The sequence below is a fragment of the Paenibacillus sp. JT22N7 genome, from assembly GCF_059383875.1.
In genome coordinates, this window is sequence record NZ_JBXENY010000009.1 from 278,296 (window position 1) to 303,994 (window position 25,699).

23 protein-coding genes and 1 pseudogene are annotated in these 25,699 nt (G+C 50.2%); 7 read left to right on the forward strand and 17 right to left on the reverse strand.

Annotated elements, in window-relative coordinates; genetic code table 11:
* Window positions 1-120: 120 nt before the first annotated feature.
* Both AC50Y5_RS23915 and AC50Y5_RS23920 read right to left on the reverse strand, forming a co-directional pair.
* Window positions 121-1,074 (reverse strand): GDP-mannose 4,6-dehydratase, encoded by a 954-nt coding sequence (locus AC50Y5_RS23915; protein WP_056038383.1) that lies wholly within the window; start codon window positions 1,072-1,074, stop codon window positions 121-123.
* Entirely contained in the window at window positions 1,071-2,117 is a 1,047-nt protein-coding gene (locus AC50Y5_RS23920) for a mannose-1-phosphate guanylyltransferase (protein WP_056038387.1), read from the reverse strand. Before AC50Y5_RS23920 ends, AC50Y5_RS23915 begins: the two co-directional genes overlap by 4 nt.
* Before the next feature lie 343 nt (window positions 2,118-2,460).
* Here AC50Y5_RS23920 and AC50Y5_RS23925 point away from each other — a divergent pair, with 343 nt between their 5' ends.
* Window positions 2,461-3,033 (forward strand): hypothetical protein, encoded by a 573-nt coding sequence (locus AC50Y5_RS23925; RefSeq protein WP_056038390.1) that lies wholly within the window; start codon window positions 2,461-2,463, stop codon window positions 3,031-3,033.
* Between the two features lie 145 nt (window positions 3,034-3,178).
* Here the strand turns inward: AC50Y5_RS23925 and AC50Y5_RS23930 are convergent, their stop codons facing one another.
* From AC50Y5_RS23930 to AC50Y5_RS23940, 3 genes are all read right to left on the reverse strand, one after another.
* Entirely contained in the window at window positions 3,179-4,246 is a 1,068-nt protein-coding gene (locus AC50Y5_RS23930; protein WP_063892608.1) for a GT-D fold domain-containing protein, read from the reverse strand.
* 138 nt (window positions 4,247-4,384) lie between these two features.
* A complete protein-coding gene (locus tag AC50Y5_RS23935; protein ID WP_056038392.1) occupies window positions 4,385-5,107 on the reverse strand; it encodes a glycosyltransferase family 2 protein in 723 nt (240 codons plus the stop codon).
* A complete protein-coding gene (locus AC50Y5_RS23940) occupies window positions 5,108-6,250 on the reverse strand; it encodes a glycosyltransferase (RefSeq protein WP_494863982.1) in 1,143 nt (380 codons plus the stop codon).
* A 200-nt stretch (window positions 6,251-6,450) separates the two neighbouring features.
* On the opposite strand from AC50Y5_RS23940, the gene AC50Y5_RS23945 reads away from it, so the two are divergent.
* The 3 genes from AC50Y5_RS23945 (at window position 6,451) to AC50Y5_RS23955 (ending at window position 9,652) form a co-directional block, all read left to right on the forward strand.
* The gene (locus AC50Y5_RS23945; RefSeq protein ID WP_494863983.1) at window positions 6,451-7,125 is read left to right on the forward strand and encodes a class I SAM-dependent methyltransferase; all 675 of its coding nucleotides are present in this window, start codon (window positions 6,451-6,453) and stop codon (window positions 7,123-7,125) included.
* Between the two features lie 81 nt (window positions 7,126-7,206).
* Window positions 7,207-8,316, forward strand: a complete 1,110-nt coding sequence (locus AC50Y5_RS23950) for a glycosyltransferase family 61 protein (RefSeq protein WP_327204931.1) — start codon at window positions 7,207-7,209, stop codon at window positions 8,314-8,316.
* Between the two features lie 163 nt (window positions 8,317-8,479).
* Window positions 8,480-9,652 carry a glycosyltransferase family 4 protein gene (locus tag AC50Y5_RS23955; protein ID WP_494863984.1) on the forward strand — a complete coding sequence of 391 codons (1,173 nt, stop codon included), beginning with the start codon at window positions 8,480-8,482 and terminating at the stop codon, window positions 9,650-9,652.
* Here AC50Y5_RS23955 and AC50Y5_RS23960 read toward each other — a convergent pair.
* Window positions 9,649-11,595 (reverse strand): DUF4214 domain-containing protein, encoded by a 1,947-nt coding sequence (locus AC50Y5_RS23960; RefSeq protein ID WP_494863985.1) that lies wholly within the window; start codon window positions 11,593-11,595, stop codon window positions 9,649-9,651. The two genes, AC50Y5_RS23955 and AC50Y5_RS23960, sit on opposite strands and share 4 nt — an antisense overlap.
* Window positions 11,596-11,804: 209 nt before the next feature.
* Between AC50Y5_RS23960 and AC50Y5_RS23965 the strand changes: the two genes are divergently transcribed.
* Together AC50Y5_RS23965 and AC50Y5_RS23970 are read left to right on the forward strand one after the other, a co-directional pair.
* A complete protein-coding gene (locus AC50Y5_RS23965) occupies window positions 11,805-12,467 on the forward strand; it encodes an acetyltransferase (RefSeq protein WP_494863986.1) in 663 nt (220 codons plus the stop codon).
* Window positions 12,468-12,482: 15 nt separating this feature from the next.
* On the forward strand, window positions 12,483-13,598 hold the full coding sequence (locus tag AC50Y5_RS23970; RefSeq protein ID WP_056038409.1) for a DegT/DnrJ/EryC1/StrS family aminotransferase: 1,116 nt from the start codon (window positions 12,483-12,485) through the stop codon (window positions 13,596-13,598).
* A 590-nt stretch (window positions 13,599-14,188) separates the two neighbouring features.
* On the opposite strand, the gene AC50Y5_RS23975 is transcribed toward AC50Y5_RS23970, so the two are convergent.
* From AC50Y5_RS23975 to AC50Y5_RS23990, 4 genes and pseudogenes are all read right to left on the reverse strand, one after another.
* Window positions 14,189-14,656 (reverse strand): DUF6985 domain-containing protein, encoded by a 468-nt coding sequence (locus AC50Y5_RS23975; RefSeq protein ID WP_494863987.1) that lies wholly within the window; start codon window positions 14,654-14,656, stop codon window positions 14,189-14,191.
* 17 nt (window positions 14,657-14,673) lie between these two features.
* Window positions 14,674-14,814 (reverse strand): annotated as a pseudogene (locus tag AC50Y5_RS23980) (HNH endonuclease); the annotation flags it as partial.
* Window positions 14,789-15,133, reverse strand: a complete 345-nt coding sequence (locus tag AC50Y5_RS23985; RefSeq protein WP_056038416.1) for a hypothetical protein — start codon at window positions 15,131-15,133, stop codon at window positions 14,789-14,791. The gene AC50Y5_RS23985 and the pseudogene AC50Y5_RS23980, both read right to left, overlap by 26 nt.
* Before the next feature lie 30 nt (window positions 15,134-15,163).
* On the reverse strand, window positions 15,164-15,373 hold the full coding sequence (locus AC50Y5_RS23990; protein WP_494863988.1) for a hypothetical protein: 210 nt from the start codon (window positions 15,371-15,373) through the stop codon (window positions 15,164-15,166).
* A 28-nt stretch (window positions 15,374-15,401) separates the two neighbouring features.
* Here AC50Y5_RS23990 and AC50Y5_RS23995 point away from each other — a divergent pair, with 28 nt between their 5' ends.
* Window positions 15,402-15,575 (forward strand): hypothetical protein, encoded by a 174-nt coding sequence (locus AC50Y5_RS23995; protein WP_494863989.1) that lies wholly within the window; start codon window positions 15,402-15,404, stop codon window positions 15,573-15,575.
* 54 nt (window positions 15,576-15,629) lie between these two features.
* Here the strand turns inward: AC50Y5_RS23995 and AC50Y5_RS24000 are convergent, their stop codons facing one another.
* The 7 genes from AC50Y5_RS24000 to AC50Y5_RS24030 all read right to left on the reverse strand — a co-directional run bounded on the left by AC50Y5_RS24000 (window position 15,630) and on the right by AC50Y5_RS24030 (window position 25,619).
* Window positions 15,630-16,109, reverse strand: a complete 480-nt coding sequence (locus AC50Y5_RS24000; RefSeq protein WP_494863990.1) for a SitI3 family protein — start codon at window positions 16,107-16,109, stop codon at window positions 15,630-15,632.
* A gap of 30 nt (window positions 16,110-16,139) precedes the next feature.
* A complete protein-coding gene (locus tag AC50Y5_RS24005; RefSeq protein ID WP_494863991.1) occupies window positions 16,140-18,890 on the reverse strand; it encodes a CdiA C-terminal domain-containing protein in 2,751 nt (916 codons plus the stop codon).
* Between the two features lie 329 nt (window positions 18,891-19,219).
* Window positions 19,220-20,335 (reverse strand): GDP-mannose 4,6-dehydratase, encoded by a 1,116-nt coding sequence (gmd, locus tag AC50Y5_RS24010; RefSeq protein WP_494863992.1) that lies wholly within the window; start codon window positions 20,333-20,335, stop codon window positions 19,220-19,222.
* Between the two features lie 187 nt (window positions 20,336-20,522).
* Window positions 20,523-22,523, reverse strand: coding sequence for a beta-galactosidase (locus tag AC50Y5_RS24015; protein ID WP_494863993.1), 2,001 nt, complete (start codon window positions 22,521-22,523; stop codon window positions 20,523-20,525).
* The gene (locus AC50Y5_RS24020) at window positions 22,523-23,350 is read right to left on the reverse strand and encodes a carbohydrate ABC transporter permease (protein WP_056038436.1); all 828 of its coding nucleotides are present in this window, start codon (window positions 23,348-23,350) and stop codon (window positions 22,523-22,525) included. Before AC50Y5_RS24020 ends, AC50Y5_RS24015 begins: the two co-directional genes overlap by 1 nt.
* Window positions 23,347-24,228 (reverse strand): carbohydrate ABC transporter permease, encoded by an 882-nt coding sequence (locus AC50Y5_RS24025; protein WP_430154609.1) that lies wholly within the window; start codon window positions 24,226-24,228, stop codon window positions 23,347-23,349. The genes AC50Y5_RS24020 and AC50Y5_RS24025 overlap by 4 nt, the downstream gene beginning before the upstream one ends.
* A 95-nt stretch (window positions 24,229-24,323) precedes the next feature.
* Complete coding sequence (locus AC50Y5_RS24030; RefSeq protein WP_494863994.1) at window positions 24,324-25,619, reverse strand: ABC transporter substrate-binding protein; 1,296 nt, start codon at window positions 25,617-25,619, stop codon at window positions 24,324-24,326.
* Window positions 25,620-25,699: the final 80 nt, after the last annotated feature.

Here is a 25,699-nt window from a genome sequence, read left to right on the forward strand (position 1 = left end):
CCTCTACACCTTTATCAGACAACGATAAAGCCGCCGTCCGATTTTCCGTCTAGAGGGTATTAGCCAAAAAGTACTCCAAGCTATGCTGTTCCCCACAGACGTGGTCATTCTACATGCAGCCTAACCTAATTCCGCCCGCCAGTAGCTTAACAAATCCTGCATCGTCTGCTCAAAAGGAATCTCCGGACGCCAGCCCGTACGATGATGAAATTTAGAATAATCGCCGACTAGCTCGGGCACATCCGCAGGCCGCAGCCGCGCCGGGTCTTCCTGAATCGAAATGGTGCTGCTGCTAAGGCCGACCAGCGTCTGCAGCATCTCGCCAATCGCCCGCGAGCTTCCCGATGCAATATTGTATACTTCTCCAGGCTCGCATTTTTCAATAGCCAAGTGGTACGCTCGCACAACATCGCGCACATCGGTAAAGTCGCGCTTTGCCTCCAAATTGCCCACATATAGAACGGGCGGCTTCAGTCCCCGTTCGATTTCGACGATTTGCTTCGCAAAGTTGGAGGTTACGAACTGCTCGCCGCGCCGCGGTCCCGTATGATTGAAAGTTCGCATGCATACAATATGCATCCCATAGCTGCGATAATATTGGTAGCCTAAATAATTTTGTGTAATTTTGCTGACAGCATAGGGACTGAGAGGACGCAGCGGCGTCGTTTCCTTAATCGGAATATCCTGCGTGTCTACCTGGCCATATTCCTCACTAGAGCAGGCGAGCAGCAGCTTGCAGTTGATTCCTGCCTTTCGTACAGCTTCCAGCAAATGAATTTGCCCGGCAATATTGTTGTAGATCGTCGCAAGCGGCGATTCCCAAGACTTTGGCACGAAGCTTTGCGCTGCCAGATGAAAAATCATGTCCGGCCTAACGTCCGCTATCATTTTTTCCACATCGGCTTCATTAGTCAGCTCGCATTCATACAGCCTCACAGCGGGCAGCAAATGAGCGATATGCTTAATACTGCTGGTCTTTCTTACGGTGCCGGACACTTCCATTTGATGCGCCAGCAAATACTCTGCCAAATGGCTTCCGGCAAAGCCGGTTATGCCTGTAATCAATGCTTTCACGGCATGCCTCCCTCTCGCTCAGCATCCATCGCGGCTATCGCATGTTTAACCGCCTGCTCCTGTGTTTTATGACAAATCAGCAGTCCTTCGTCCGTCGATACGACGATCAGATTATCAACGCCAATGACTAGCACCCGCTGCCCCTCCGCGTAAACAATGCTATTGCTCGTGCCCGTCGGATAGATTTTCCCGAGCAAAATATTCCCATCAGCATCCGCCCCGAATATGCGTTCAAGCGACGTCCACACGCCAACATCGTCCCATGTAAAAGCAATCGGCAGCGTATACAGTCGTTCCAGCTTTTCTATCAGTGCATAATCGATAGATTGCTTCGGCAGCTGCACATAAGCTTTTGCAAGCTGCTCTCCTTCAAGTTCAAAAACACGCCACATATCTGGCTGGTAAAGCTGCATGTAACCTGCAATAGTCGACGGCTTCCATATAAAAATACCGCTGTTCCAGTACATATTCGGTATCGCGATCAGTTCCTCCGCCCGCGAGAGCGTCGGCTTCTCGATAAAGGCTTTTACCGTCTTAATGCCTGGCCCATATTTGCCATCTTCATGCTCACCCGCTTCAATATAGCCGTATCCCGTCTCTGCTCTTGTTGGCACAATCCCCATCGTTACGACAACGCCTTCATCCCGAGCTGCCTGTTCCGCTGCCCGCAGCGCCTCCATCAGTTCGGCAGCATCTGGAATGTATTGATCCGAAGGAGCCGTTACAATGACTTCATTTAATCCCCGTTTCTGAAAAAAACTCGCCGTCAGCGCAATGCAAGGCGCTGTATCCCGCTGCTCCGGCTCAATAATGAGCTGTTCCTCGCTAAGCTGCGGCAGCTGCTCCCGAACAAGCGGCAAATAGTTGCGGCTTACTGCTACATAAACATCCTCCTCCGGCAAGCAGCTGCGAAAACGGCTGTACGTTTCCTGCAGCATGGTTGCCTCGCCGGATGTTAAGGAAAGGAACTGCTTCGGCTTTGCCGTCGTGCTTCTCGGCCAAAAGCGCGTCCCTTTTCCCCCTGCCATAATAACCGCCTTCATGCCGGTTCACCCCAAAATAAATGGCTTTCTATTATACATGTGCGTGTAGCCAATGTGCAGCTCCTTCCTACCATAGCCGGTGCCGAAAGTATAGTATCGTCTCTTCAACATCGTATGCTTTGCTAGAGCTTTCATAGTGGACGAATTGCCTGCCCTTGCCGCAAATCGGGCATTTATCGCCGCCTTTATTGCATTTGCCAGGAGAAGACTGATCGGATCGCTTGAGTCAGACTTTAGAATCTATCATTTTGTAAAATATACGATTATTCTTGGACAAATACCGTTGCTATTACGCTCTATCAACATATGATGTGATATATGATTGAAAGGAGATGAATCAATTATGGGTGAAACTGGATTAACTGGTTTAACTGGCCTTACAGGACTTACTGGTGCGACTGGCCCTACTGGCCCTACCGGACCAACAGGACCTACTGGTGCGACTGGTCTAACAGGCGCAACTGGACCTGCTGGTCCCGGTTCTCATGTTGTAGGTATCCAAGGTGCTGTTCCGACTGCTATCCCAGCTGCTGCTACAGCTGTCACTGCTGCAACTCTGATTGTTCCGGTAACGGCCACTTCCAACCAGGTGATTATTGAAGGTACCGTTAATGTATCCCTTAACTTTACTGCTCTTCTGGTTGTAGCGCTCAACCCGACCATTACTGTAGACCTGCTGCAAGATAGCGTCACTGTAGCTACAGTAGTAAGCACCGACTTGCTTGCAATCACATTGCTCGGATTGTTCTCTTTAGAAAGAGCGATTCCGATCACTTACTTCAACGGCGGTCTGGCTGCTGGCAGTCACACGTACGAACTGCAAGTTACAGTATCGGGCGTCGTCATCGCGGCAGGTACTACAGCTGACATCACTTACTCGTCGCTTACTGCTACAATTGGCACTATCCCTTCCTAAGCTGCTGCGTCCATTACAGCAAAACAACCGTCCCTCACGGGACGGTTTACATAAGATCGCTTTAAGAAAGAGCTTTACGGTGGAGTTTCGCTTCACCGGCTTAATTATGAGGAGAAAGAGTCTGATTAACGCTGCTGCCACCGATTTAAGCCTGCAATGGCGCCTCCCCTTTGATGATTGCATTAGCCATATGGCCGAAATCAAGCGCAGCCTTGCCCATTTCTGCTGCTATCGCATCCGCAAGGATTACAGCCGCAATGCCCGCTGACACTAACGCCAGATCAAAGTTTTGCCCTCTGATCTCCCCCATCACCCGGTCCACATCATGGATTCCTTGAACCTGCGCAACAGCTCCTGCAACCGCCACGCCGCTCTCAGCGAGCACTTCGGCGAGCGGCTGCGCCAAATTCCCAACAACAAGCACTTTTCGTCCTTTCATCAGGCGGGACAAATGACCGTCCTGATACAAACGATAATTGACGAGCGAATCTGTCAGCACTTTGCTGCGAAAGTCAATGCCATACGATTGAAAAACGTCCGTGGCCAGCCGTTGGTAGTTCGGCTGCCGCAGCTTTGGAATGCCTACAATGTCAGCCCGCTTTACCGCTGCCAGCAAGCGGTCGCGTGCAGCAATGTCCGGCACCTTCACTCCGGCATACTCTAAAAACCCGCCCTCCTGGCGAATCTGTTCAGTCGGCAGCACACTCTCCTGTGCCAGCGTCAACAGCTCACCATCACCAAGACGCACGACAGATAGCGGCTTGCGCTGCTCCAGCGCTTCCAGCAATCGCCCTGCCACCTGCTCAGCAGTCAAAAGGTGGATGATGCGTTCTCCTAGCGCAGCGATGCCCGATGCGATTACCTGTGCTACGGATGTATCTGGAAGCACATGAGTTTCCGACAGCTGCTCGTCGATGATGGCATCGCCGCCCTCGTAGCGTCCGATTTTCAGCCCTTTCTCGTAGCCAGCCTTCTCAGCGAGCTCCCAGCCGTGCGAGTGGTCTGTCTTTTCTTCCTCTGCCTGCTTGCTTCCATCTTCATAGCCTTTGCTGTAGCCTTCCTGATGACCGATTTGATAACCATCCTGATAGGGTGCCTTAGCCGCCTGCGGCTTGTCGGGCTTTGCCGAGCGATTTTTCCTCTTTGAAACGGCACGCCTCTTCCGCCGCTTAATCGGAATGCTGGAGGCTTTGCGCCTTCTCGCTGTTTTCATGCTGAACACCTCCTGCTTTGGTGCAAAATTTGGATTTGGTCAAGGTGAAACGGCTGTCGCCGGCCTTTGGGGGCGCAGCGCGTTTCATTCCGAGAAATATAAAGAAAGGATAGCGTTACGATATCCTTTCTTTATATTTTAAATAAACTGCTGCGGATCCACGCCCCATTTGTCTGAAAACAGCATCCGATTGCGGGCAAGCAGACGCTCTACCGCATCCTCGCCCTCCTGTTTAAAGCTTGCACTGCCATGATGATAAACGAATGTATCCTTAACCATCAGCAGTCGGTAGCCTGCTTGCCGCGCACGATAGCAATAGTCATCATCCTCATAATGGCCTGGCGAGAAACGCTCATCCAGCAGACCAATTCGGTCCATCAGCTCCCGTGAAAACAACAGGCAAAAGCCAACCAATCGGTTGACCTCCTCATAATTGCCTGCCGCCTCTGTGCCAAGCTGCTCCGCCATCTCCGTATAATTGCCGCGCATTTCGATTTGCTGCCTGCCGCTTACAAAGTTGGACATCGGCCCCGCGATGCCGACCTGCTTGCTGCTGCATAAAGCTTGCCTCAGCTTGCCAAGCCAACCAGGCGCCACTAGCACGTCATTGTTCAGCAGCAGCAGTTGCTCCCCGCGGGCCAGACGCAGCCCCCAATTACAGGCGGCGGGAAAGCCCTGATTGCTCGGCAAGCCGACAAATGTAATATGCTGCTCACGTAAAAATTCGATTGTGCCATCCGTTGAGCCATTATCCACAACGATCAGCTCATAAGCTTCCGGTGTACTGCTGCGAATGGAATAAATCGCCTCCTGCAGCAGCGGCAAGCGGTTGTAGGTTGGAATAATAATACTGGTCAGCATCTATTCCCCTCCTCCGCCAGCACTTCTGCGATCCCTTACTCCGTCCGTATATTGCAGGCGGGCATTTCCCGCGTTCATCATCCACGCCAGTGCTTCCAGATGGTCGCCTACAATAAGCCTCGCTACCTGGTTGCCCATGCCTACATTTCCCGGACGCAGCCGATTATGTCGAATGACATCCACCATGCTCGCTGTACCTACCTTGAGGCCATATCGGAGCGCAATCGCCTGCGCCTTCGGCGGAACGGCCAGATGCGCTGCTCCAATCGCCTCAATCGCTTTGCGGGAGAGCGCATGCGGAACGGCAGTCAAGGAATTAACCGTAAGATCGGACCGGTTCACCGAGCGGTTAATGAACTCCTTCAGCATCATAACTTCATCTCTTCCCGAAAAATTTCCCATATAAGATGATAAATTATTGAGCACCATATCCGTCCCTCCAGCGACTGCTTCAATAAAAGGCAGCAATTGCTCCGCAGCAACCGGAATATCCGCATCGACGAACAATACGATATCCGAAACCGTTGTTCTTGCGCCCACCGCCCGTCCCACATCATGACCGAGTGCTCCAGCGTAATGAATGAGTACAGCTTTGCCGCTCTCCCGAACTTTGCTCGCCGTCATGTCGGTCGAGCCGTTCACGACGACGACGATTTCATGTAGAGGAAGCCTCTCCAATTGTCGAATCATCGAAGCCATGGATTCCTCTTCATTCATCGCCATCACGACCGCCGCCACCGTCCGATTAGTCGGCAGCAGCACCCAATTTGGCGCCGGGCTTCCCGTAGCGGCAAAATATCCCTCTATGAAGGCCTTCATACAGGCCAAATATGCTGATTTAGAAGCTGCTCCGCCCGCCGCAAGGCAGTAGCTATGCCATAACCGCTGCAGATGCTGCTGCTCATCGGCTGGCTCAGGCTCCTGTCTCGTCGTTAAGCCCGCTGCGAGCCCGCCGTTTCGTGCTTTTGCACACATTCCTCGGATGATCGCAGGCTGCAGCGCCCCCCCGCGCTGCGCCTGACCCCTGCGCTGTCTGCGCCTGCGGACCGCCGGACGTCTGGCCGTGCGGCGGCGAATGCCGCCTTGTGAGCTGCGCGGGGTTCTTCTTCCCGCACGGCCGCTTTTTCTACTGCGGCTTCTCAACCTATTCCACCTCGCATCCATTCGGATATATTCGTTTATGTTGTCATTGTATGTAGGGGAAAAGCGCGCGCAACGGCGGCTGTACGTCTATAAAGAGGAGAAATGTGCGCTTTGACTTGGCGCAACTGCCCTATCCTATCTGGCAAGCTGCACATAGGATAGTGTAGTTATGCTTCTATTTTGCAAGGCAGGGGGATGTTATGGACTGGACGTTTCACAACCCGAAATTTATTGCAGATGCAGCACCTGAGCTTCCCGCAAGCTTTATTGCAGGCGGAGCTTGGTCCGGGCATCGAAAATTTGCTTATGATCTTGTCCGTTTTGCACGCCCAAGCCTAATTGTGGAGCTAGGTACGCTGTACGGCACATCCTATTTCAGCTTTTGCCAAGCAATTAAGGATGCTCAGTTGAAAAGCGCATGTTATGCGGTGGATACATGGATGGGCGATGCCCATACCGGAGCTTACGGTTCGCTTGATGATTCGATGTATGCTGCGGTCAATGCTGTAAGCGCTCGTGAATTTCCCGGAATCGGAACACCGCTGCGCGGCACCTTTGACCAGGCGCTGGCTGCCTTTCCGGACGGTTCCATTCAGCTATTGCATATTGACGGCTATCATGTGTACGAAGCCGTTCTGCACGATTACACGACTTGGCTTCCGAAGCTTGCGGAGGGCGGCATCATTTTATTTCATGACACCGTTGTTCGGCTCGCAGATTTTGGTGTTTATCGGCTTTGGTCGGAGCTTTCGGCAATGCCTCATTTGCATTTCGAGCATTCCAACGGTTTAGGTGTTCTGTTCCCTAAAGGCTGCCCAGCCAGCTTCCAGCCGATCATTGGGCGGCAGCAGGAGCTTGCCGCTCATTACGGTTAGAGATAGAAGCATATTTTGCAATTCTAGCATTATGCAGCGCGCAGAACGATACGCTACGCCAAGCGCGCTGCATAATCAGGATTGAAGGAGGCGATCCCTATCTACACTATCCCTCAGCAGTTTTATGAAAAAACGAGAGATTGGGCGCAGCAAGCGGCTGTCCCTCCCGATCTGCTTTCCTATTATTATCAAGTCATTTACCCAGCTGAAATGCTGACGCTTCCTTCGGGCAAAGGCATCGATCAGCCCCGCTGGGTGACGACTTCTGCCTTTGACGAAGCTTTTGTAGCGGCCATTCCTGGCGGAAGGCTGGTGACGAGCAATGCTTATGTTGTTACGCCGGACAATAAGCGGCTGCGTGATGTCGAGCTCGACTGTCCGCTCATTGATTTCTCGGAACTGCCAGAGCCTCAGCATTTCAAGGGAACGGTCGCCACGCTCATTTGGGGCTGGAACATGCCGCATATTAAGGCGTGTACGCAAAACATTTTTGGACACTGGTTTTTCGACCTGCTGCCTAGGCTCCATTTGCTGGAGAAAAGCGGCATTCCAATTGACAAATATGTCATTGGCAAGCTGTTTCACCCCTTTCATTATGAATCGCTCGCCATGCTCGGCATTCCGCTCCATAAGTGCATTCAGGTCGAGGATGCAGACTTCCATCTGCTCGCCGACCGCCTAATCGTGCCGGCGGTGCCGCTGATGGTCGGCAAATGTCCGCCGTGGGCATCGCATTTCATGGCCAAGCGGCTTAAAGCTGACCGGCGTGTGAAAGCCAAAAAAGGCTTTGAGCGTCTTTATATTACCCGCAAGGATGCCGCGGCCCGCTTTGTCGCCAACGAGGACGAGGTTCTCCGTTTTCTCAAAGGCAAGGGCTTCAGGGAAATCGTCCTCACACCGCTCTCTACCGCAGAGAAAATCGCGATTTTCTCGTCAGCGCAGCATATTGTGGCTCCCTTCGGGAGCGGCAGCATCAACATCGCTTTTTGCGAGCCGGGCGCAGCTCTTTTTGAGCTTGCTCCTTCCACCTTCGTTGACCCTTATTTCTGGAAGCTATGCGCACATGCTGGCGTAGACTATTATGAAATCGTATGCGAGGTGGAGCAGCCGCCCAAGCCCTTCGTTGGAACAGACAATATTGTCGTTAATATCAATAAGCTTGAACATGTGCTGAAGCTCGCAGGCATTTAGACCCGCTGCGGGCCTGGACATTGCTCCTGCTGCGAATAACTGCCCTCGCGCCAACATATATTGAATTCGCAAGCGCAACACTTATCATATTTCACGGAGCAACGGCTGGCATCCTTCCTATTAGGCAGGAGACAGCATCGTCGCCAGCAGGAGGTTTATAACAATGCGGATTCTTGTATGGTCTGTCCATTTTTCCATCGGCGGTGGGATGAGACTGCTCCATAATTTAATTTCGGCTATGGCCAGGCAGCCGGACGTCGAGCAGATCAGGCTCGTCCTCTCACCCGATTCCCTCATACGCAACGTGGCGGAACTGCGTGCATTAGGCAAGGTTGAGATGGTATCCACCCAGTACAGCATCGATTCCGACCAAAATTCCTATTTGCTCGCCGGTATCGACGTCGTCTATTACTACTGGCCGCACACCCACCCCTATCACGCGCTTGACCGTCCAACCGTCTGCACCTTTCACGATACGACGATGTTCGATTATGTACCGCCATTTACGGATGGGGAGCAGCTTAAGAGCCACTGGATTTTATCGAAAAAATGGCTGGACCACGTCACGTCCGTCGTCGTTTCTTCGGAGCATGTGAAAAATCGCCTCATTGCCCATTTCGGCGCCCGCAATCAATCGGCAACTGTTGTGCCCCATGCCATTACACCGATTGCCGCACAATATGCAAGCCAGGTCTCTCCAGCCACCGCTGCCCGCATTCCGTCCAAATACATCATCTACCCATCCAATACTTCGCCGCATAAAAACCATAACAATCTGCTCGAAGCCTTGTCCCACTGGAAGGGGCGCACGAAATGCCCGCTAGTGCTCACCGGCTATTTAACTGAAACGCTGCGGCAGCCGTTTCCGGATTGCACACCGCAGCACAGCTGGATTCCAACGCTCATTTCCACCATTCGCCGAACAGGCCTTGTCGTCAATCGTGATCTTTACCCGCTCGGCTTTGTAGGGGATGAGGATATTCCCGCGCTCATTAAAAATGCCTGGGCGCTCATTATGCCCAGCCTTTCAGAAGGTGGCGGGAGCTATCCTGTCGAAGAAGCGCTTCGCCTCGGTACTCCGGTGCTCTGCTCGGACATTCCGGTCATGCGCGAGCATCTGGCGCGGCATAGTGCCAAAATCGCCTGGTTCAACCCCCATAGCCCCGATTCCATCGTTCAAGCGCTTGAAGATTTGACTGCAAATTATGATGAATACAAAAATGCCGCCGTAGCGGGCATTCATGATCCAGCTGAAAGCTGGGATGATGTGGCAAAGCGTTATTTGAACGTTTTTCGCGATACGTATTGGCGGTATTATGGCAAGCAGCTGCGCTAATCGGCAGCTGCTTGCACCTCATCAATGACGTTTGCATAATCTCCTGCGACATCCAGCCATCTCCTGTTCAACGCGCCGCTAAGTGCGGCCTGCTGAAGTGGGACAACCTCTTTTCCCTCCAGTGACAGACGTGCGATAGCGTCCGCCATCTCCTGGATATTATGCGGATGGAAGGTTGCGAAGCGGCTCATGTCACTGATAACCTCCTGCACCACTTCCAGTCTTCCGAAGGCGACTGGCGTATTCATCAGCAGCGACTCGAGTATAGGAAAAGGGCAGCTTCCCTCGAAGAGCGTCGGGACGATTGTGCCTGCGGCATAGCGGTATAGGGAAGGCAAATCTGCCGAAGCTATGCGCCCCATAAACACAATTGAGCCGCGGATAACGGGATCGGCAATTTCGTTGAGCGCTGCCAAAATTTCCTGCTGCCGCGGGCGGTTTCCAAGATCATCTGTAAAAACAAGCTTCATCCCAGAAGCTCTTCCTGCTTCCGTCTGCTTGAACAGCGAAAAGGCTTTGATGAGGCCTTCATGATTTTTATGCAGCCTTACCACCGACGGGAAGGTCAAATATGGACCATCCAGCTTGTAGGCATGGCGGAACTTCTCCTCGCTATGCGTTTGAAAAACCGCATATTCCTCATGCGGCGCTGCAAAGCGCACGACAGCCGTTTTATGGACAGCCAGCTTAAGAAACTCCAACCCCTCATGATTGCGCGTAAACTCGGAAGCGAAGACTACCTTCGCCGCTTTTTCCGTCACCTTTTGCGCTACAGAATGGATATATTGGTAATGCTGGGTATACGCGCTGTACAGCTCAGGCAAATGCAAATATACGAGATCATGCAGACAAACCATATAAGGTTTTTCCAAATATTGCGCGAGCGCCATCCCTACATACGGCACAATCCATATATCCGCAGGCACGCTGCGATTCACCGTATCCATGCTGTCTGTACGGTGCAGCCTCAAGCGATTGCCATAAACCGCGAGCAGCGGGGCATAAACAGCCGCAGCCTCGGCATAATTTGCTTCCGTTGTCGCCACATGAAGTGTGAACTCATGCTCCAGCGCCAGTAAACCTTCCGACAAACGAACGATGAAACGGCCAATGCCTTCGCCATCCATCGCAATTTGCACCCCAAAGCAAAGGAACATACCGATTTGACGGCTGTTTACACGGGCTGCACTTGCTGCAAGCGGAGGCAAATAAGCCATTTCAATGAGCAGGCCGAACTCCTTCGACATGACAAGGCTCGCTATCCATGCGCGCCGCAGCAGTCCTTGCTTCAAGGCCGTCGTGTATCGTCCTACTTTATTGCTATCCGGTGCCCGATTGAGCATTTGCACGTGAATGCCATGAATAAAATCCAAATCCGCAGCGGGGAACAAATGCTGAATCAGGTGGGCAGTCGTATTCGCTTCTCCAGATGGCACGCGGGAAAAAATAGCTTCCGCCTCTGCACTCTGAAGAAGAGCCGCAGCAATAACCGCCCGAGGCGTACCGTGGGCCAAATGGCTGCGATGGCCGTTGAAGCCTTCGATATCCGGTTCGCGCTGGAGTACCTGACGATACAGCTCCCATATAAAATCTTCGTCCCCCAACCGGAATACCCGGCGCAGCAGCTCTACAATTGGTGCCCCTGCGGGCAATCCGTGCCGGAATGCCGCATTATTCGCTTTTAACTGCTCCGTATCTATTGGTGCTGGAGGCGGCTCGACCGGTGCCGGCGGCTCGACTGCAAGCTGTATCTGTTCGATTGCCTTCTGCCTATTCCTGCTTTTTTTCGAGCCGCGCAGTTTCCTGCCGCCCCGCTTGCCTTTGCGTCTTCCTGTCCTTGCTACTTTTCCAACTCGCGCCTGCTTGCCGCGTTTTCTTCGCGATATGCGGCTATGCGAGCCGCGCTTCGCTGTTCCTTGTTTACGAGCTCTTTTGCGTTTCATATCACGCCTCCAATCGCTCTGCCTTCTCCATAGCGTATTGTCCCGCTGATAAATAGCAACGGCACATGCCCCCGCCTGCTAGGGATTTCAACTATATTTGAAAAAATGGACGACTGCCCGGCTGCATGTGAAGCAATTTTCCGGCCTTTGAATATGATGGGAGTAGCTGCATCACCCCCTCATTTTATAGTTGAAGGAGCCTATACGGCATGAATGCTGTTTCAGCGAATCCTTATCGTACCATTGTTGTTGGAGCCGGCGGACATGCCAAAGTCGTCGTTGATATTTTTCGGACCAGCCAGACATATGAGGTTATTGGCTGCATCGGCCGCGAGCAAGGCGGGCAGATCTTGAATGTCCCTGTGCTTGGCGATGATGCCCTGCTCCCTCTGCTGCTGGAGCAGGGCGTACGCCATGCTTTTATCGCGATTGGCGATAATGCGACGCGGCTGCGGCTCGCCCGCCATGTGCAAAGCCTCGGCTTTGAGTTGATTAATGCCATAAGCCCGTTAGCTTATATCGCTCCTAGCGCCAAGCTTGGCTATGGCATTGCGGTTATGCCGGGAGGCATCATTCAGCCGGATGCCCGAATTGGCTCCCTCACTATTATTAACACGGCTGCAACAGTTGACCATGATTGCATCATTGGCGAGGCTTGCCACCTGGCACCTGGCACCACGCTGTCCGGCGGCGTAACCGTCGGCGACGGCTCTTTTCTTGGAACAGGCACCGTTGTCATCGATGGCATTCGCATTGGCGCAGGCTGTATGATTGGTGCCGGTGCCGCCGTCATTCGGAATATTCCGGACCAAACGCTTGCCGTCGGCGTTCCCGCCACAGTGAAGCGTCTTTTGAACCATGAGCGAACGTAACACGGAGGAGGCATAATGTTGGGCGACAAATTTTATCCGGTTGCCGTTCCGATTTTTAATGGAAATGAGAAAAAATACGTGATGGATTGCCTGGATTCCACCTGGATTTCCTCAACAGGCAAATATATTCATACGTTCGAGGAAGCTTTCGCCAACTATTGCGGGACGAAATTTGCTGTCTCCTGCAGCAATGGCACAACCGCTCTGCATTTGGCGCTGCTGGCTCACGGGGTAGGCCCGGGAGATGAGGTCATCGTCCCAACGCTGACGTTTATCGCTACAGCCAATGCCGTCACGTATTGCGGAGCCACTCCGGTCTTCATTGACAGCGAGTCGGATACGTGGAACATGGACCCGGAGCTGCTGGAGGGACTTATTACTCCGAGGACGAAGGGCATCATTCCCGTCCATCTGTACGGGCATCCTGCCAATATGGATGCTATTTCGGCAATTGCGGAGCGGCATGGGTTGTTTGTGCTGGAGGACGCTGCGGAAGCGCCCGGTGCAGAATACAAGGGCAAGCGGACCGGCTCGCTTGGCCATACGGGAACGTTCAGCCTATTCGGCAACAAAATCATTACAACCGGCGAAGGCGGCATGATTACGACCAATGACGAGCAGCTTGCCCGCAAAATGCAGCTTTTGCGCGGACAGGGCATCGATCCCGCCCGCAAATATTGGTTTCCTGTCATCGGCTACAACTACCGCCTGACGAACTTGCAAGCGGCGGTCGGCTGCGCGCAAATGGAAAACATCGACTGGCATGTCGGCGAGCGCATACGCGTCGCCTCGCTTTACCGCAAGCAGCTCGAAGGAAACAGCGCCTTCACGCTGCCTACCGAGCAGCCATGGGCGAAAAACGTTTATTGGATGTTTAGCATCCTGCTGAACGGCTATAACGAAGAGCAGCGTGGCGCTTTCATGGAACGCCTGAAAGAACGCGGCATTGAAACGCGGCCGTTCTTTTATCCGATGCATGTGCTTCCGCCGTATCAAGGCATGCAGCGCAACGAGGAATTCCCCGTCGCAAACCGCATTGCTGCGCAAGGACTGAATGTGCCGACCTACGGCGGCTTGAATGAACAGGACATCGCCTACATTTGCGATTGCCTGCGGGAAAGCCTGTTATAAAGCGGCTGATTGCTGGGCCCCCTTTCCAGTCTTCATCTATGCTGCTCCAAGACAATAAACTTCCGGCTCCACGCTATTGGTGGGGACGGAAGCTTATTCGGGCTGATGGGTATGGGGCTACCCTTTTATACTACAGCGGCTTGTTTACTTGGGTTCGCTCGTACCTTAGTAAGTTTTCTTTATTCGTCACTGGTATTTCCCACCATTTAGGTCTAGAGTTTCACCTCTTTAAGATTGAGAAGATTATGATTCATAAGTAGTTCTTTCTTGAAACTGCTATACGTCGCGTTGAATTATGTTTAAATTTCTCCATGTTCATGGTTATTCATCTCCTTGATACGATCCTGTTAGTGCAGTTGCCCCAACTCGTATGGAGTGGTTTTATTTCACCTCACTTTTCAGGGTCATTTCCGTTACAAAAAAAGCATACTCCATCTTCTCATTTAAGTGGAATATGCCTTTCAATTTTAGTTGTTTTTGATTAAATCAATAAAGCATGAAAATTATAATTCATCCGGATTTGGTTTGCAAAAAATATTTATATAAGTAAAATTCATGCAGTTACAATAGATAGAAAACTTGCTAAAACTCTAGAGGGCAACATCTTGGTATCCTACCCTAGCGACTTCTTCATCGATTAGACGAATGCCAACCCCATTTTCCATGTCCCATTTACAGTCAAACGTTAGTCCAATATATCTAGCTTCAAATCGTCTTGCATAAGGTACATAAATCCCTACTAGCCTAATATTTTCAAAAAGTTCGTCGATGTCTTCAATTAATGGATAAATCTCATTGTATGAAACATCATATCCAAGCTCAAACCGTTTTTGTTTATAATAATCTAATATCGGTTGCAAAATACTTTGTTGAAGATGCCCCCAGTTTTCTATTAAAGAATTATACGAAGCATACTGTTTCTCACTAAATTCACCATTGTCGTCTCCGTCTACCATCAAAGCAATATTGGCTTCTGTTCCACAAAATTCAATGGTAGTATTCCTGCTCCACACATAATCATATTCAAGTTCACCGAAAACCACATCATTTATTTTCACTTTGAGAAAGCTCCTTTCTAATTATTTGTAAATCCACCCGGCTTAAATGCTCCTGCGTTTATCTCTCCTACGCCACCTAGATGTCCGAACTTGCTATTAATTTCTGATGGCACAAGTTGTATCGTTTACCCATCATTTACTTCGTACCATGTTAACCGCGGGTACAAGATTGTCACCCATCTTCTTAATCGTCATAGTAGCATTCTGAAGCTTCTTCCAACCAGTAGCTGCTGCATCCTTGATATCCAATACATCACGTATCAATTTCGCTTTAACCACATCTGCGGCATTCCCAATCCAGCCCGTCATTTTGTTCAGCGAATTGCCAAATGCGTTGCCCAAGGATTTAACCATTTTCGCATTTGCAATCTTGCTACCAATTGCTTTATTGAGACGTGAATCCATTATACCACCGGTTAAACCGCCAATTCCCATATCCAGCGCCATTGTGCCAAAACTATGGCCTTTGCCTTCCATCGTCTGACGAATGACACTCTCGAACCCACTCTACACTGCACCAAACGCCATACGTCCACCTAGATTCGCCATCGGTCCGAACGGGCCAAACACCGCCCCAGATATCGCCCCAATGACCGTCTCTCGGAAGGCCGTTGAAACATACGTGCCCATATCGCTGACCTCACCGCGGGCAATATCGGACACTGCTTGGCTCACAACAGCAGTGGTACCCGCAAAGGCTGCTCCAGCCAGTACCATTCCTTTGTAGACCGCAAAAAGGACATTGATGACTTACATCAACTTTTACAAATACGAACGATTACGGGCGAAACTAAACGGCCTCAGTCCGATGAAATTCAGGACTAAGGCCGCTCAACTGATCTTATTTATGGATAAAAAAATGTTTTTAGGTTTTATTAAGCAAATAAATTTGGGGTCTATGAAAGGATGCTGTAAATGAGTTTACATAAACTATTTTACAGACTCAATAGAACCACAAAGACTCAGTGAATTCTCATTTGATTGGTTTTAGATTTTTATAATTTAGTTTTTCAATGAACCTATGATAGTTCTCATTATCCCAGTAACCAAATTCATTATTAATATAATATTCTCCATTATTTCTATATAATATCTCTGTATCATTTAACAACAACAGTACATTCGTGTTAATATGACTCAATATATTAAATATTATTGCAAACATATTCACAACAGCTAGTTCTGTATCATACTCATTGTTTAATCTGAAATCCAATCTTTTTAAATTTTTAAAATCATTCTCTAAAAACTCTGATTCCCACCCATACAATAAATCAGATGTTGCCATTAAAAATACATAAAAACCTAATTCATTGAATAGATTGGCGATTTGAATACCATTCTTTAGATTAACTATATCTTCACAACAATACCCCAATAATTCTAGTTCATCGATAAGAATTTCTTGTGTTAGTGTGTCATCTTCCATTTTTAGAGAGTATTCCGTAGCCATAGTTCCTCCTAAATTCATTTTAATTTTATTTTACGGGTAAAAATTCAACACTTTACCATCCTTTGAGATCACGATTATTTCTTCTAATCCCTCTACAGGGTAATCCACGAATTGCTTTTTCAAAGCACTTATATCTCCTTCCCAATCTGCAAGATTCAAAACAATCCTACTGGCTTGGTTATCTTCTACCTTTTCTTTAAGTTTAGATGCTATATTTCGAGGAGATTTATTTTTATCGGGTGCAAAACAATCAAAAACTTTATTTTCGATAAGAAAATCAGGATTTTTAACCGTATTAGGTATATTAGGACTTTGTTCAATGTCATAACCATTTTTCGCTAATATTTTAGCAGCTTCATTCTCTCTAGTTCGCCCTCGTTTAGTTGCTTGATCGTCTTGAGGTCTTATCTTTGCCGGATTCCCTCTTGGAACAGCGTTTGGATCAGGCACTCTACTCGGGAGAGTATTACCCGTCCCCTCAGCCTCATTCTTCAAACGATCCGCTAATTCCTTCTTACCCGCTTCAGATTCGCTAAAGAAATCCTTATGATGCTGTGACGGACTTGAAGGTATCGAATCAGGACTATCATGAAGTTTAACATTTCCTCCAGGACCTGCGGGAACAAGATCATCCCCCACCTTCTTAATCGTCAAGGCATTCTGAAGCTTCTTCCAACCAGTAGCTGCTGCATCCTTGATATCCAATGCATCACGTATCAATTTCGCTTTAACCACATCTGCGGCCTTTCCAATCCAGCCCGTCATTTTATTCAGCGAATCACCAAATGCGTTGCCTAAGGTCTTCACGATTTTCGCACCAGCGATCTTGTTACCGATTGCCTTCGTGAGACGTGAATCCATTATACCACCGGTTAATCCGCCGATTCCCATATCCAGCGCCAGTGCACCAAAACTAAAGCCCTTGCCTTCCATTGTCTGACGAATGACGCTTTCAAACCCATTCTGCACCGCACCAAATGCCATTCGTCCACCTAGATTCGCCATCGCTCCAAACGGGCCAAACACCGCCCCAGATATCGCCCCAATGACCGTCTCTCGGAAGGCCGTTGAAACATACGTGCCCATATCGCTGACCTCACCACGGGCAATATCGGACACGGCTTGGCTCACGACTGCGGCGGTTCCTGCAATCGCCGCTCCAGCCAACACCGCACCTACAACGACTGCTCCCGCTCCCAGCGTCGCTACCGTAAACGCTGCCGCTACAGCAACTACCGCAACAACAGCCAATCCCGCCAGTACATTCCTCGCTAGTTTGCCCCAACTGAATGGCGGCTTTTCCGGCGGTGGCGGTGGGGGAGGTGGCTCGCCTTCTACTGGCGCATCGTCGTAAGGCGCATAGCTCGTCCGATCCTTTCCTTCCGTTCGGATCTGCGCCCCCATGAGATTGTACTCGCCTTCCAGCGTGATCCCGCTTGGCGCACTTGTCTTCTTTGCGACCAGTAACGCTTGTGCACCAATAACTACACGCTTCGGTGTGAGCAGCGAAATCTCTTCCTTCGCCGTCAGCGTCAGCTTGCGCGGACTACTCAAGATAATGCCTACGGCATCGTCCAGCTTCAAAAACAGCGGCTCCTTGCTTCCGCCTGTAAACTCAACTCCTGTTGGGGACAGCTTCATTTCACTGCCATGCTCCGTCCCAAAATAACGGTTATTCGGATCTGCCGTCTTCTCCGCACTCGCTCCGTTTGTTCGCACGCCGCCAGTGACGATGGCTTCTTGACCGCCTGCATCTGCCAGATACAGATTCGCTTTCGTCCCTACCTGCGGCATACTGTACATCGCGCTTCCCGTCTCTGGGGCATAGCGGTACCAGTGCGCTGTTCCCTTGTCCTGCTTATCGTCAATGGCCAGATGCACCTGCACCTGCTCTCCCTTCACCGCCAGAATTTCTCCTTGCAGTGTCAGACCGGACAGTCTTGTATTCACGATCTGCTGCTCTCGTATCCCCGCTTCCCGCGACAGACGGTAGTGGTAGATGAGCTGACCCTTCTCTAAACGCGCCGTCATCGACGATACGATTAGCTCAATATATCCTCGAATCTTAAAGCGGTCGCCTAAGCGATAGAACGTCTTGGATTGTATTTCATAGCCGAAAAAATCCGTATCATGCAGGCCTGCTGCCTCTCCGCCTGCTTTTTGAAAAGCCGCCAAATCCTTGCTCACCGTATACGATGCGCCATCAGGCAGCTTATGCTCTTTTCCCTCCGGCATCCCAATAAACAGCTTCGGCGTTTCTTCCAATATATCACAGACGACAACCGACTGGAACTGGCTCGCTAGACGTTTCATCAGCTCCCAATCCGTTTCCTCATATTGAAGGACAGGCTCGGATGGCTTTTCCTTCTCTCCCTGTTGAAGCAGCACATCCCCACCTGAATATGCACGAAGCACGGTGGTCATAATGGCCCCATATGTCTGGCTCGTATCCTGAAAAGATCGCTTCCGCTTCTTCAGATCGCTATAGATACTTCCCGATACCGCCTCGATCTCGACCGTGTACACCCCATTGCGATGCACCGTCTGCACGGATGTGACGACTCCCTTAAACAGAGGCTTCCGCGCGCCTTCTTCTTCGTCGTACAACGCGATTGTATCCTGCCACACCGCTTCCAGCGTGGCATTCGTCCGCAGCTCTTCCTCGACCATTCCGCTAATTCGCAGCGTCCCATGCTCGCCCGGTTTCCAGCTCATCGCCACATCCGTGATATGTTTCAGCTTGCAGGGGCCTTCTACCCGCAAGCGATCATATCCAATCACATGTATGCCTCCTCCCAGGTTGGTTTCTTTTTTGTACACTTTCAAGTTGCCATTTTATTAACCAATTTGTATTTCAACCCCATACATCAGTAGTCGATCTACTACCAGTACCACTTGGAAACATGTGTTATTTCATTGATATAAATGGATATTCGACAAAATAAAACATTTTCCTCCAAATCCTAATACTTCTATGTTTTTGACTGAATCATTCCTCAACTCTAACGGTTCCAGCTTTTAAAATCGCTTCAGCCCATACAAAACAAGCGGACAGGCGACCTTTCCGCCCATCCGCTTGCTTTTTGCTTTTTGCTTTTTTCTTTATGCTTTTATTCCATATCCAAACTCACATCATAACCCAGCTTGCGCAAATCTGCTACGCGCTGCGTCTCCTCCAAGTCGGCGGCGACCATATCCTTGACGAGATCAGCAAGGCTGCTCGCTGGCGTCCAGCCGAGCTTCGCCTGCGCTTTTCCCGGGTCGCCAAGCAATAGCTCCACCTCGGTCGGGCGATAATATCGCGGGTTAACCTGGACGACCAATTGGCCAACTGGAAGCTGGTATTCAGGATGCTTGCAGCTGACCACATGGCCCAGCTCATCCGCTCCCTCGCCCGTAAAAGCAACCTCGATGCCTGCCTCGGCAAAAGCAAGCCGCACAAACTCACGCACTTCTGTTGTCTGCCCCGTGGCAATGACATAATCCTCCGGCTCGTTTTGCTGCAGAATGCGCCACATCGCTTCTACATAATCCCTCGCATGGCCCCAGTCACGCTGGGCCGACAAGTTGCCCAGCTCCAGCGTCTGCTGGAGGCCAGAGGCGATGCGGGCAACAGCGCGGGTTATTTTTCGCGTGACGAACGTTTCTCCGCGCACCGGGCTTTCATGGTTGAACAAGATGCCGTTACAGGCATACATGCCGTATGCTTCCCGGTAATTGACCGTAATCCAATAGCCATACAGCTTGGCGACCGCGTAAGGGCTGCGGGGGTAAAACGGTGTCGTCTCGCTTTGTGGAACCGCCTGCACAAGTCCGTACAGCTCTGACGTGGACGCCTGATAAATTTTCGTTTTATGGGTCAGACCAAGCAGCCTTATGGCTTCGAGCAGGCGCAAAGTACCGATGCCATCGGCATTTGCTGTATATTCCGGCATATCAAAGCTGACATGCACATGGCTCATCGCCGCCAAATTATAAATTTCATCCGGCTGAATGTCCTGTACCAGCCGTACCAAGTTTGTCGAATCCGTCAAATCGCCATAATGCAAATGCAATCGCTGCTCTACGCGATTCGCTTGCTCCACAATACGGTCGATCCGCCCTGTATTCGCCAGCGAGCTGCGCCGTCTCAAACCGTGAACAATGTAACCTTTAGCTAGCAGCAGTTCGGTTAAATACATGCCGTCTTGTCCTGTCACACCTGTAATGAAGGCGACCTTATTCATGGCTCCCTCCGCATTCTCTCATATTTGGATAATGGCTATCCTATTCCACTATCTTATGAATAAGGGAGGAAGGTCGGCATCAGGCAAAACACCATTTTTCACAAAAAAGTATATTAACCATACAAAGGCGCGACGCCTTCGCAAAATGCGAAGGCGTCGCGCCTTGTTTACTTCTCTATATTTCGAGTTAGCCTGCTTTAATTATTTGCACGCCCCACGGTGCAAGCGTAAGCTGCTCGCCACTGCCAACCGAACGGCCCTCAAGCAATTCATGTCCCGCTGCATGCGGATAAACGAAGGATACCGGCTCAGCAGAGTAGTTGAAATAGTAGCGCAGCTGCGCTCCCTGCCCATTAACCCCATGCTTCACGATGATCGGGAAGCTGACCTGCTGATCTTCACCCCATAGTCCCGCCTCTTGAACGGTGCCCTTCAGCACCTCATGGGCAGAAGCTCCATCCGTCAGGCAGCCAATGTATGTCGCCGTACCTTTGCCGTAGCGGTTGCGGGTAATGGCCGCATATTCGCCCCACTGCGGATGGTCATAATGCGCCAGCACCTCAACTTCGCCGGTAAGCGGCGTCAGCAGCTCCATCCAGCTCGTAACCGTGCCTGGCGCTGCATCCAGCCCTGCACCTTTCAGCCCGACATTTTTCGGATCGATAAACAGGCTGTAGCCGACGCCGCACGCTTTTCCAATAATGCCCGGCTGCTGCGAGGTCCGTACTTTTATCCGCTCGTCGGCAAAGCCGCTTTTGAACGAATATACGGCATGCCCGCCCTGCTCGACAAAAGCATTTAGCCGCTCAAGCGTCAGATCCGGTACGGCATACAAAGCCGGAACAATGACGACCTTGTAATCATCCAGCTTCTCGCAAGCTGGCGTAATAAAATCGCAGCCGATGTTCATTTTGTACAGCTCGTCATACAACCAGCGCACAACATCATTGTACAATTTGCCATCCGGCAGCTTGAACCACTCCATCGCTGTCAGCGCTTCGTTGCTCACCATAACGGCAACGTTGTTTTGCTTGCGCAAATGCACCAGTTCATCGCTCAGGCGGGCAAAATCCCGTCCGATCGTCCCTGCTTCGTTATAAACCGGATTAGGCAGAAAATCGTGGCTGAGCAGCCCTTTCCAATACGTCTCGAACGAATTATGGATCGAGTGCCAGTGCCAATAAGCAACCATATCAGCGCCAGATGCCACATGGCTGAACGCCTGCAGCCGCAGCTGCCCCGGATATGGCGTCCAGTGCGGGAATGCCTGCGCCTGGGTTTCCAGCACCAAATAGTTGCTGCCCTTCAGTGAACGCGTCATGTCGCCGCCAAATGAAATTTCAATGCCCGTCAGCTCATCCTGTGACGGATGATAGATGTCTACACCAGCAATATCGAATGGCACCGCCGCTTCGAAATGGTTGACCGACGGCTGAACGCCAAAGGAATAACCGCGCCATTCAAAATCGAAGTTTTGCGTCACGAACTGCCCTGGCTGCTTGTATTCATTGACAAGGCCTACCTGCCATGCAAGAAACTCATTAACCAGCCCGCGTTGGAATTTGGCAAATTCTGCGCCTAAGCTGCCATTGATGGTTCCGACAACGGACGGAAAGTCCTCCCAGCTGTTAATGCGGTTGCTCCAATAATCGAGGCCGAATAGCTCATTGACCTGGTCCAGCGTCTCGTAAGTATCGCGCATATATTTGACGAAGCGCAGCTGTACATTCGGCCCAGCCGTGCCGTAGTGTTTTGTCTCATTGTCCGTCTGATAGCCGATTACCGCCGGATGCTTGCTGACGCGCTCGATCAGCTTGCGAATGATCCGCTCAGCATGGAACAAATACACCGGATGCGTAATATCCATAATTTGGCGCGCGCCATATTTGCCAGGTCCGGCTGCTGTTATAGCAAGCACATCCGGGTGCTCCTTGACCATCCAGGTCGGTATCGCATAAGTTGGCGTTCCCACGATAACATGGATACCTGCTTCATGCATCGCATCCAGCACGCGGTCTACCGAGCTGAAATCAAATACGCCATTTTGCGGCTCATGCGTGCTCCAAGTAGATTCGGCAATACGGACTACGTTAATGCCCGCTTCCTTCATCATGCGGATATCTTCACTCAGCCTCTCATAAGGCATATATTCATCGTAATAAGCAACGCCGTATAATAATTTATCCATTAGCCCTTCACTGCTCCTTCTGTAATGCCCTCCATAATAAAGCGCTGGAAGAAGGCGTAAATAATAATAACCGGAATCGCCGTCAGTACAAGCGAAGCGAGGATGAGTGTCCACTCTTTGTTGTATTCGCCAAACAATGTGTTCGTGGACAAAATAAGCGTATAATGATCCGAATCCGTCAGCATCAGCATCGGCAGCAGGAAGTCATTCCAGATCCATAGGAAATCGAGAATGGCAATCGTCACCGTAATCGGCAGCAGCAGCGGAAAAATAATCCGGAAAAACGTCTGGAACTCGCCGCAGCCGTCCATATGAGCCGCTTCCTCCAGCTCGCGCGGAATCGATTTTACGAAACCATGATAGAGAAATACGGCCATATTGACGCCTAGTCCAATGTAAATAAGTGCCAAGCCATAAGTACTGCCCTGTACGGACAAGCCGTTCGCCATGCGAGTAAGCGGAATCATAATCGAGTGAAAGGGCACGAGCATCGAAGCGACGAATAGGAAAAAGATGGCCGCGCTCGCCTTGCCTGGTGTCCTAGACAGCTTATAGCCCGCTAGAGCGGCGCAGAACACGATGCCGCCAATGCCCAGCACCGATACGATTACCGAATTTATCGTGCTGTTAAGCATATTGATTTTGTGAAAAGCCTGCACGTAGTTGTCAAAGGTTGGCGCAGACGGCAAAGCCACGAACGATTGAAACATTTCTCCTTGCGTTTTAAACGAGTTGGCAATGGCCATATAAATCGGGAAGAAGGAAATGGCGGCGCCGATCGAAAGAAACAGCGTAATAAATAACGAGCTCGCGCTTCTGTTTCTCATGCCTCCACCTCTTTTCTTTTCATGACTGCAATCTGAATGAGTGTGAAAATCAAGACGATAATGAATAAAATAACCGATTTCGCGCTGGCATAGCCGTAGCGGAAGTTGTTCGAGAAGGCCTCTTCATAAATATTCATCGTAATAACCTGCGTCGACCGGCCCGGACCTCCGCCCGTAAATCCATATACGACCTCGAACACTTTAAAAGCGCCGTTCAGCGTCAAGAAGAAGCAAATCGTAATGGCATGTGTAATCATCGGCAGCGTAACCTTCATAAAGCGCTGCAGCGGATTCGCACCATCGATAATAGCCGCTTCCATCAAGCTTTGCGGCACCCCTTGCAAGCCGGCCAAATAAATAATCATCATGTAGCCGACGCCATTCCAGAGCGAGATAACCAAAATCGCATAGAAGGAAAACTTCGGATCGCCAACCCAGGATTGATCCAGGAAGGTGAACATTGTTTTTTCCGCCAGCTGCGGCAGCACTTGTGTAAACACGAATGTCCACATAAAAGCGCTAATAATAATACTGATCATGTTTGGCATAAAAAATATCGTGCGGAAAAATCCTTTGCTTTTGCTCCGCGATTCAATGAGAACGGCAAGCAGCAGTGCGATTACATTTTGCAGCACAAGCATATACAGCACATATTTTAATGTGAACAGCAGCGAGTGGACAAAATCCGGGTCGTCCTTCAGCGCCTCCACAAAATTGTCGAGACCAATAAATTGATAGTTGGTGTTCAGTCCATTCCAGTCTGTAAAGCTGTAATACATACCGCCAATAGTCGGAATCAGCAGAAAAATGGCGTACAAAATAAATGCAGGCGCGACGAAGGCCAGCAGCGATACATATCTTTTTAAAACACCCTTCATTGGCACGGTTGCTCACCTCTCCTAAGATGATGATGGGAAGGCTCTGCAGGGTGGGAAGCCTCTCGCTCTATCCCGCCCTGCTCGCCATTCCTTCTTTATTTATTTACTTTGTTAAACGATTTCCATGCCTTGTCGAGTGCCGCTATAACACCATCCTGCGACAGTTGTCCAGCGTAATACGATTGCAGCGCTTTGCCTGACTCATCCTTAACCGCTTGCGGGATGGAAGGATCCAAATACGATTTGCCTTCTTTAACGTAAGTCATTGCATCTTCTACCCAAGGATAAGTGGTGAACGAATGATTTTTGGCAACCGGATTAAATTTGAGCTCTTCGTAAAAAGCATTAGAGTCTTTGTCATCCAGCACGTAGTTGACGAAGTCCAGTGCCACTTCCTTGTTCGCACTGTTTTTCGATACAACGAGTGAAGTAGATGTACTCAGGTTGATCATCGTTGCATTAGGATCATCATTAATCGGCAGCGGAGCTACGCCAAAATCCATATCGGCATTTGCTTTTAGAATCGATTCTGCAAACCATGGTCCTTGGATCCACATAGCCGCTTTGCCTGTAGCGAAAGCTGCTGATCCATCGTCGCCGCCTACCTCCATCGCTTTATCCGTACCATTCTGGTTGACCAGATCGATCACTTCGAACATCGCTTTCATTTCGTTGAAGGAGCCTTCGTCCTTGTTCATTCTTTCCACAAAATCTTTATCTGTCGTATTTGAGATAGCTCCTACTGCCAGCGGCAGGAACAGCTGCGGAATCCATGATTCCTTGTAGGACAGCAGGAATGGCGTTATTTTATTTTCCTTCAGCTTCGCGATAACCGCTTTCATTTCTGTCAAAGTAGTTGGCGGCGTCAAGCCGAGGTCTTTGAAAATCTTTTTGTTATAAACGTATCCCCATGACAGCGTTTCCATAGGTACGGCAACGATTTTACCGTCTGTTGTCGTAACGGAAGGCTTCACGCTGTCCAGTAGCTTGTCGACAAATGGCTGTCCGGACAAATCCTCCAAATAGCCTGCTTTGTAAAACGAAGGAATTTCATTGATCGCATGAACGGCGAACACGTCCGGGGCATCATTGGAAGCCAGTCTTGTTTTCAAAATTTGCGGAGCCGTGTCTGCTGTCGGCATTTCAAGTTGAACTTGAACATCAATGTTTTTCTCTGCTTTTTCCTTCGCTACAAATTGAGCAATGTATTTATCGTAGCTTTCTTTGAGCCTTGGCTGAGCGATAAACATTTTGAGCTTGACCGTTTTCGCGCCGCCTTCGCCTGTCTCTGTGCCATTATTGGTTGCCGTACCGCTGTTCGAGCCGCAGCCTGCCAGCAGTGTTGTAATTAATGCTGCGCTTAGCGCTGATTTCCAAAGCTTCTTTTTCATCTGTAATGACCTCCCGTAAGCTTGTTTGTTTACGCTTTCATTGTATCTGATTTATGAAAGCGTTTAATTGGACAGAATTA

Bases quoted from the DNA above. Each gene is read 5' to 3' on its own strand.
- AC50Y5_RS23995 (WP_494863989.1), top strand. From the start codon at position 15,402: ATGACTTACATCAACTTTTACAAATACGAACGATTACGGGCGAAACTA.
- AC50Y5_RS23925 (WP_056038390.1), top strand. From the start codon at position 2,461: ATGGGTGAAACTGGATTAACTGGTTTAACTGGCCTTACAGGACTTACT.
- AC50Y5_RS24020 (WP_056038436.1), bottom strand. From the start codon at position 23,350: ATGAGAAACAGAAGCGCGAGCTCGTTATTTATTACGCTGTTTCTTTCG.
- AC50Y5_RS23990 (WP_494863988.1), bottom strand. From the start codon at position 15,373: ATGGTACTGGCTGGAGCAGCCTTTGCGGGTACCACTGCTGTTGTGAGC.
- AC50Y5_RS24025 (WP_430154609.1), bottom strand. From the start codon at position 24,228: ATGAAGGGTGTTTTAAAAAGATATGTATCGCTGCTGGCCTTCGTCGCG.
- AC50Y5_RS23960 (WP_494863985.1), bottom strand. From the start codon at position 11,595: ATGAAACGCAAAAGAGCTCGTAAACAAGGAACAGCGAAGCGCGGCTCG.
- AC50Y5_RS23935 (WP_056038392.1), bottom strand. From the start codon at position 5,107: ATGCTGACCAGTATTATTATTCCAACCTACAACCGCTTGCCGCTGCTG.
- AC50Y5_RS23955 (WP_494863984.1), top strand. From the start codon at position 8,480: ATGCGGATTCTTGTATGGTCTGTCCATTTTTCCATCGGCGGTGGGATG.
- AC50Y5_RS23930 (WP_063892608.1), bottom strand. From the start codon at position 4,246: ATGAAAACAGCGAGAAGGCGCAAAGCCTCCAGCATTCCGATTAAGCGG.
- AC50Y5_RS23965 (WP_494863986.1), top strand. From the start codon at position 11,805: ATGAATGCTGTTTCAGCGAATCCTTATCGTACCATTGTTGTTGGAGCC.
- AC50Y5_RS24000 (WP_494863990.1), bottom strand. From the start codon at position 16,109: ATGGCTACGGAATACTCTCTAAAAATGGAAGATGACACACTAACACAA.
- AC50Y5_RS23945 (WP_494863983.1), top strand. From the start codon at position 6,451: ATGGACTGGACGTTTCACAACCCGAAATTTATTGCAGATGCAGCACCT.
- AC50Y5_RS24030 (WP_494863994.1), bottom strand. From the start codon at position 25,619: ATGAAAAAGAAGCTTTGGAAATCAGCGCTAAGCGCAGCATTAATTACA.
- AC50Y5_RS23920 (WP_056038387.1), bottom strand. From the start codon at position 2,117: ATGAAGGCGGTTATTATGGCAGGGGGAAAAGGGACGCGCTTTTGGCCG.
- gmd (WP_494863992.1), bottom strand. From the start codon at position 20,335: ATGAATAAGGTCGCCTTCATTACAGGTGTGACAGGACAAGACGGCATG.
- AC50Y5_RS23985 (WP_056038416.1), bottom strand. From the start codon at position 15,133: ATGGAAGGCAAAGGCCATAGTTTTGGCACAATGGCGCTGGATATGGGA.
- AC50Y5_RS23970 (WP_056038409.1), top strand. From the start codon at position 12,483: ATGTTGGGCGACAAATTTTATCCGGTTGCCGTTCCGATTTTTAATGGA.
- AC50Y5_RS24015 (WP_494863993.1), bottom strand. From the start codon at position 22,523: ATGGATAAATTATTATACGGCGTTGCTTATTACGATGAATATATGCCT.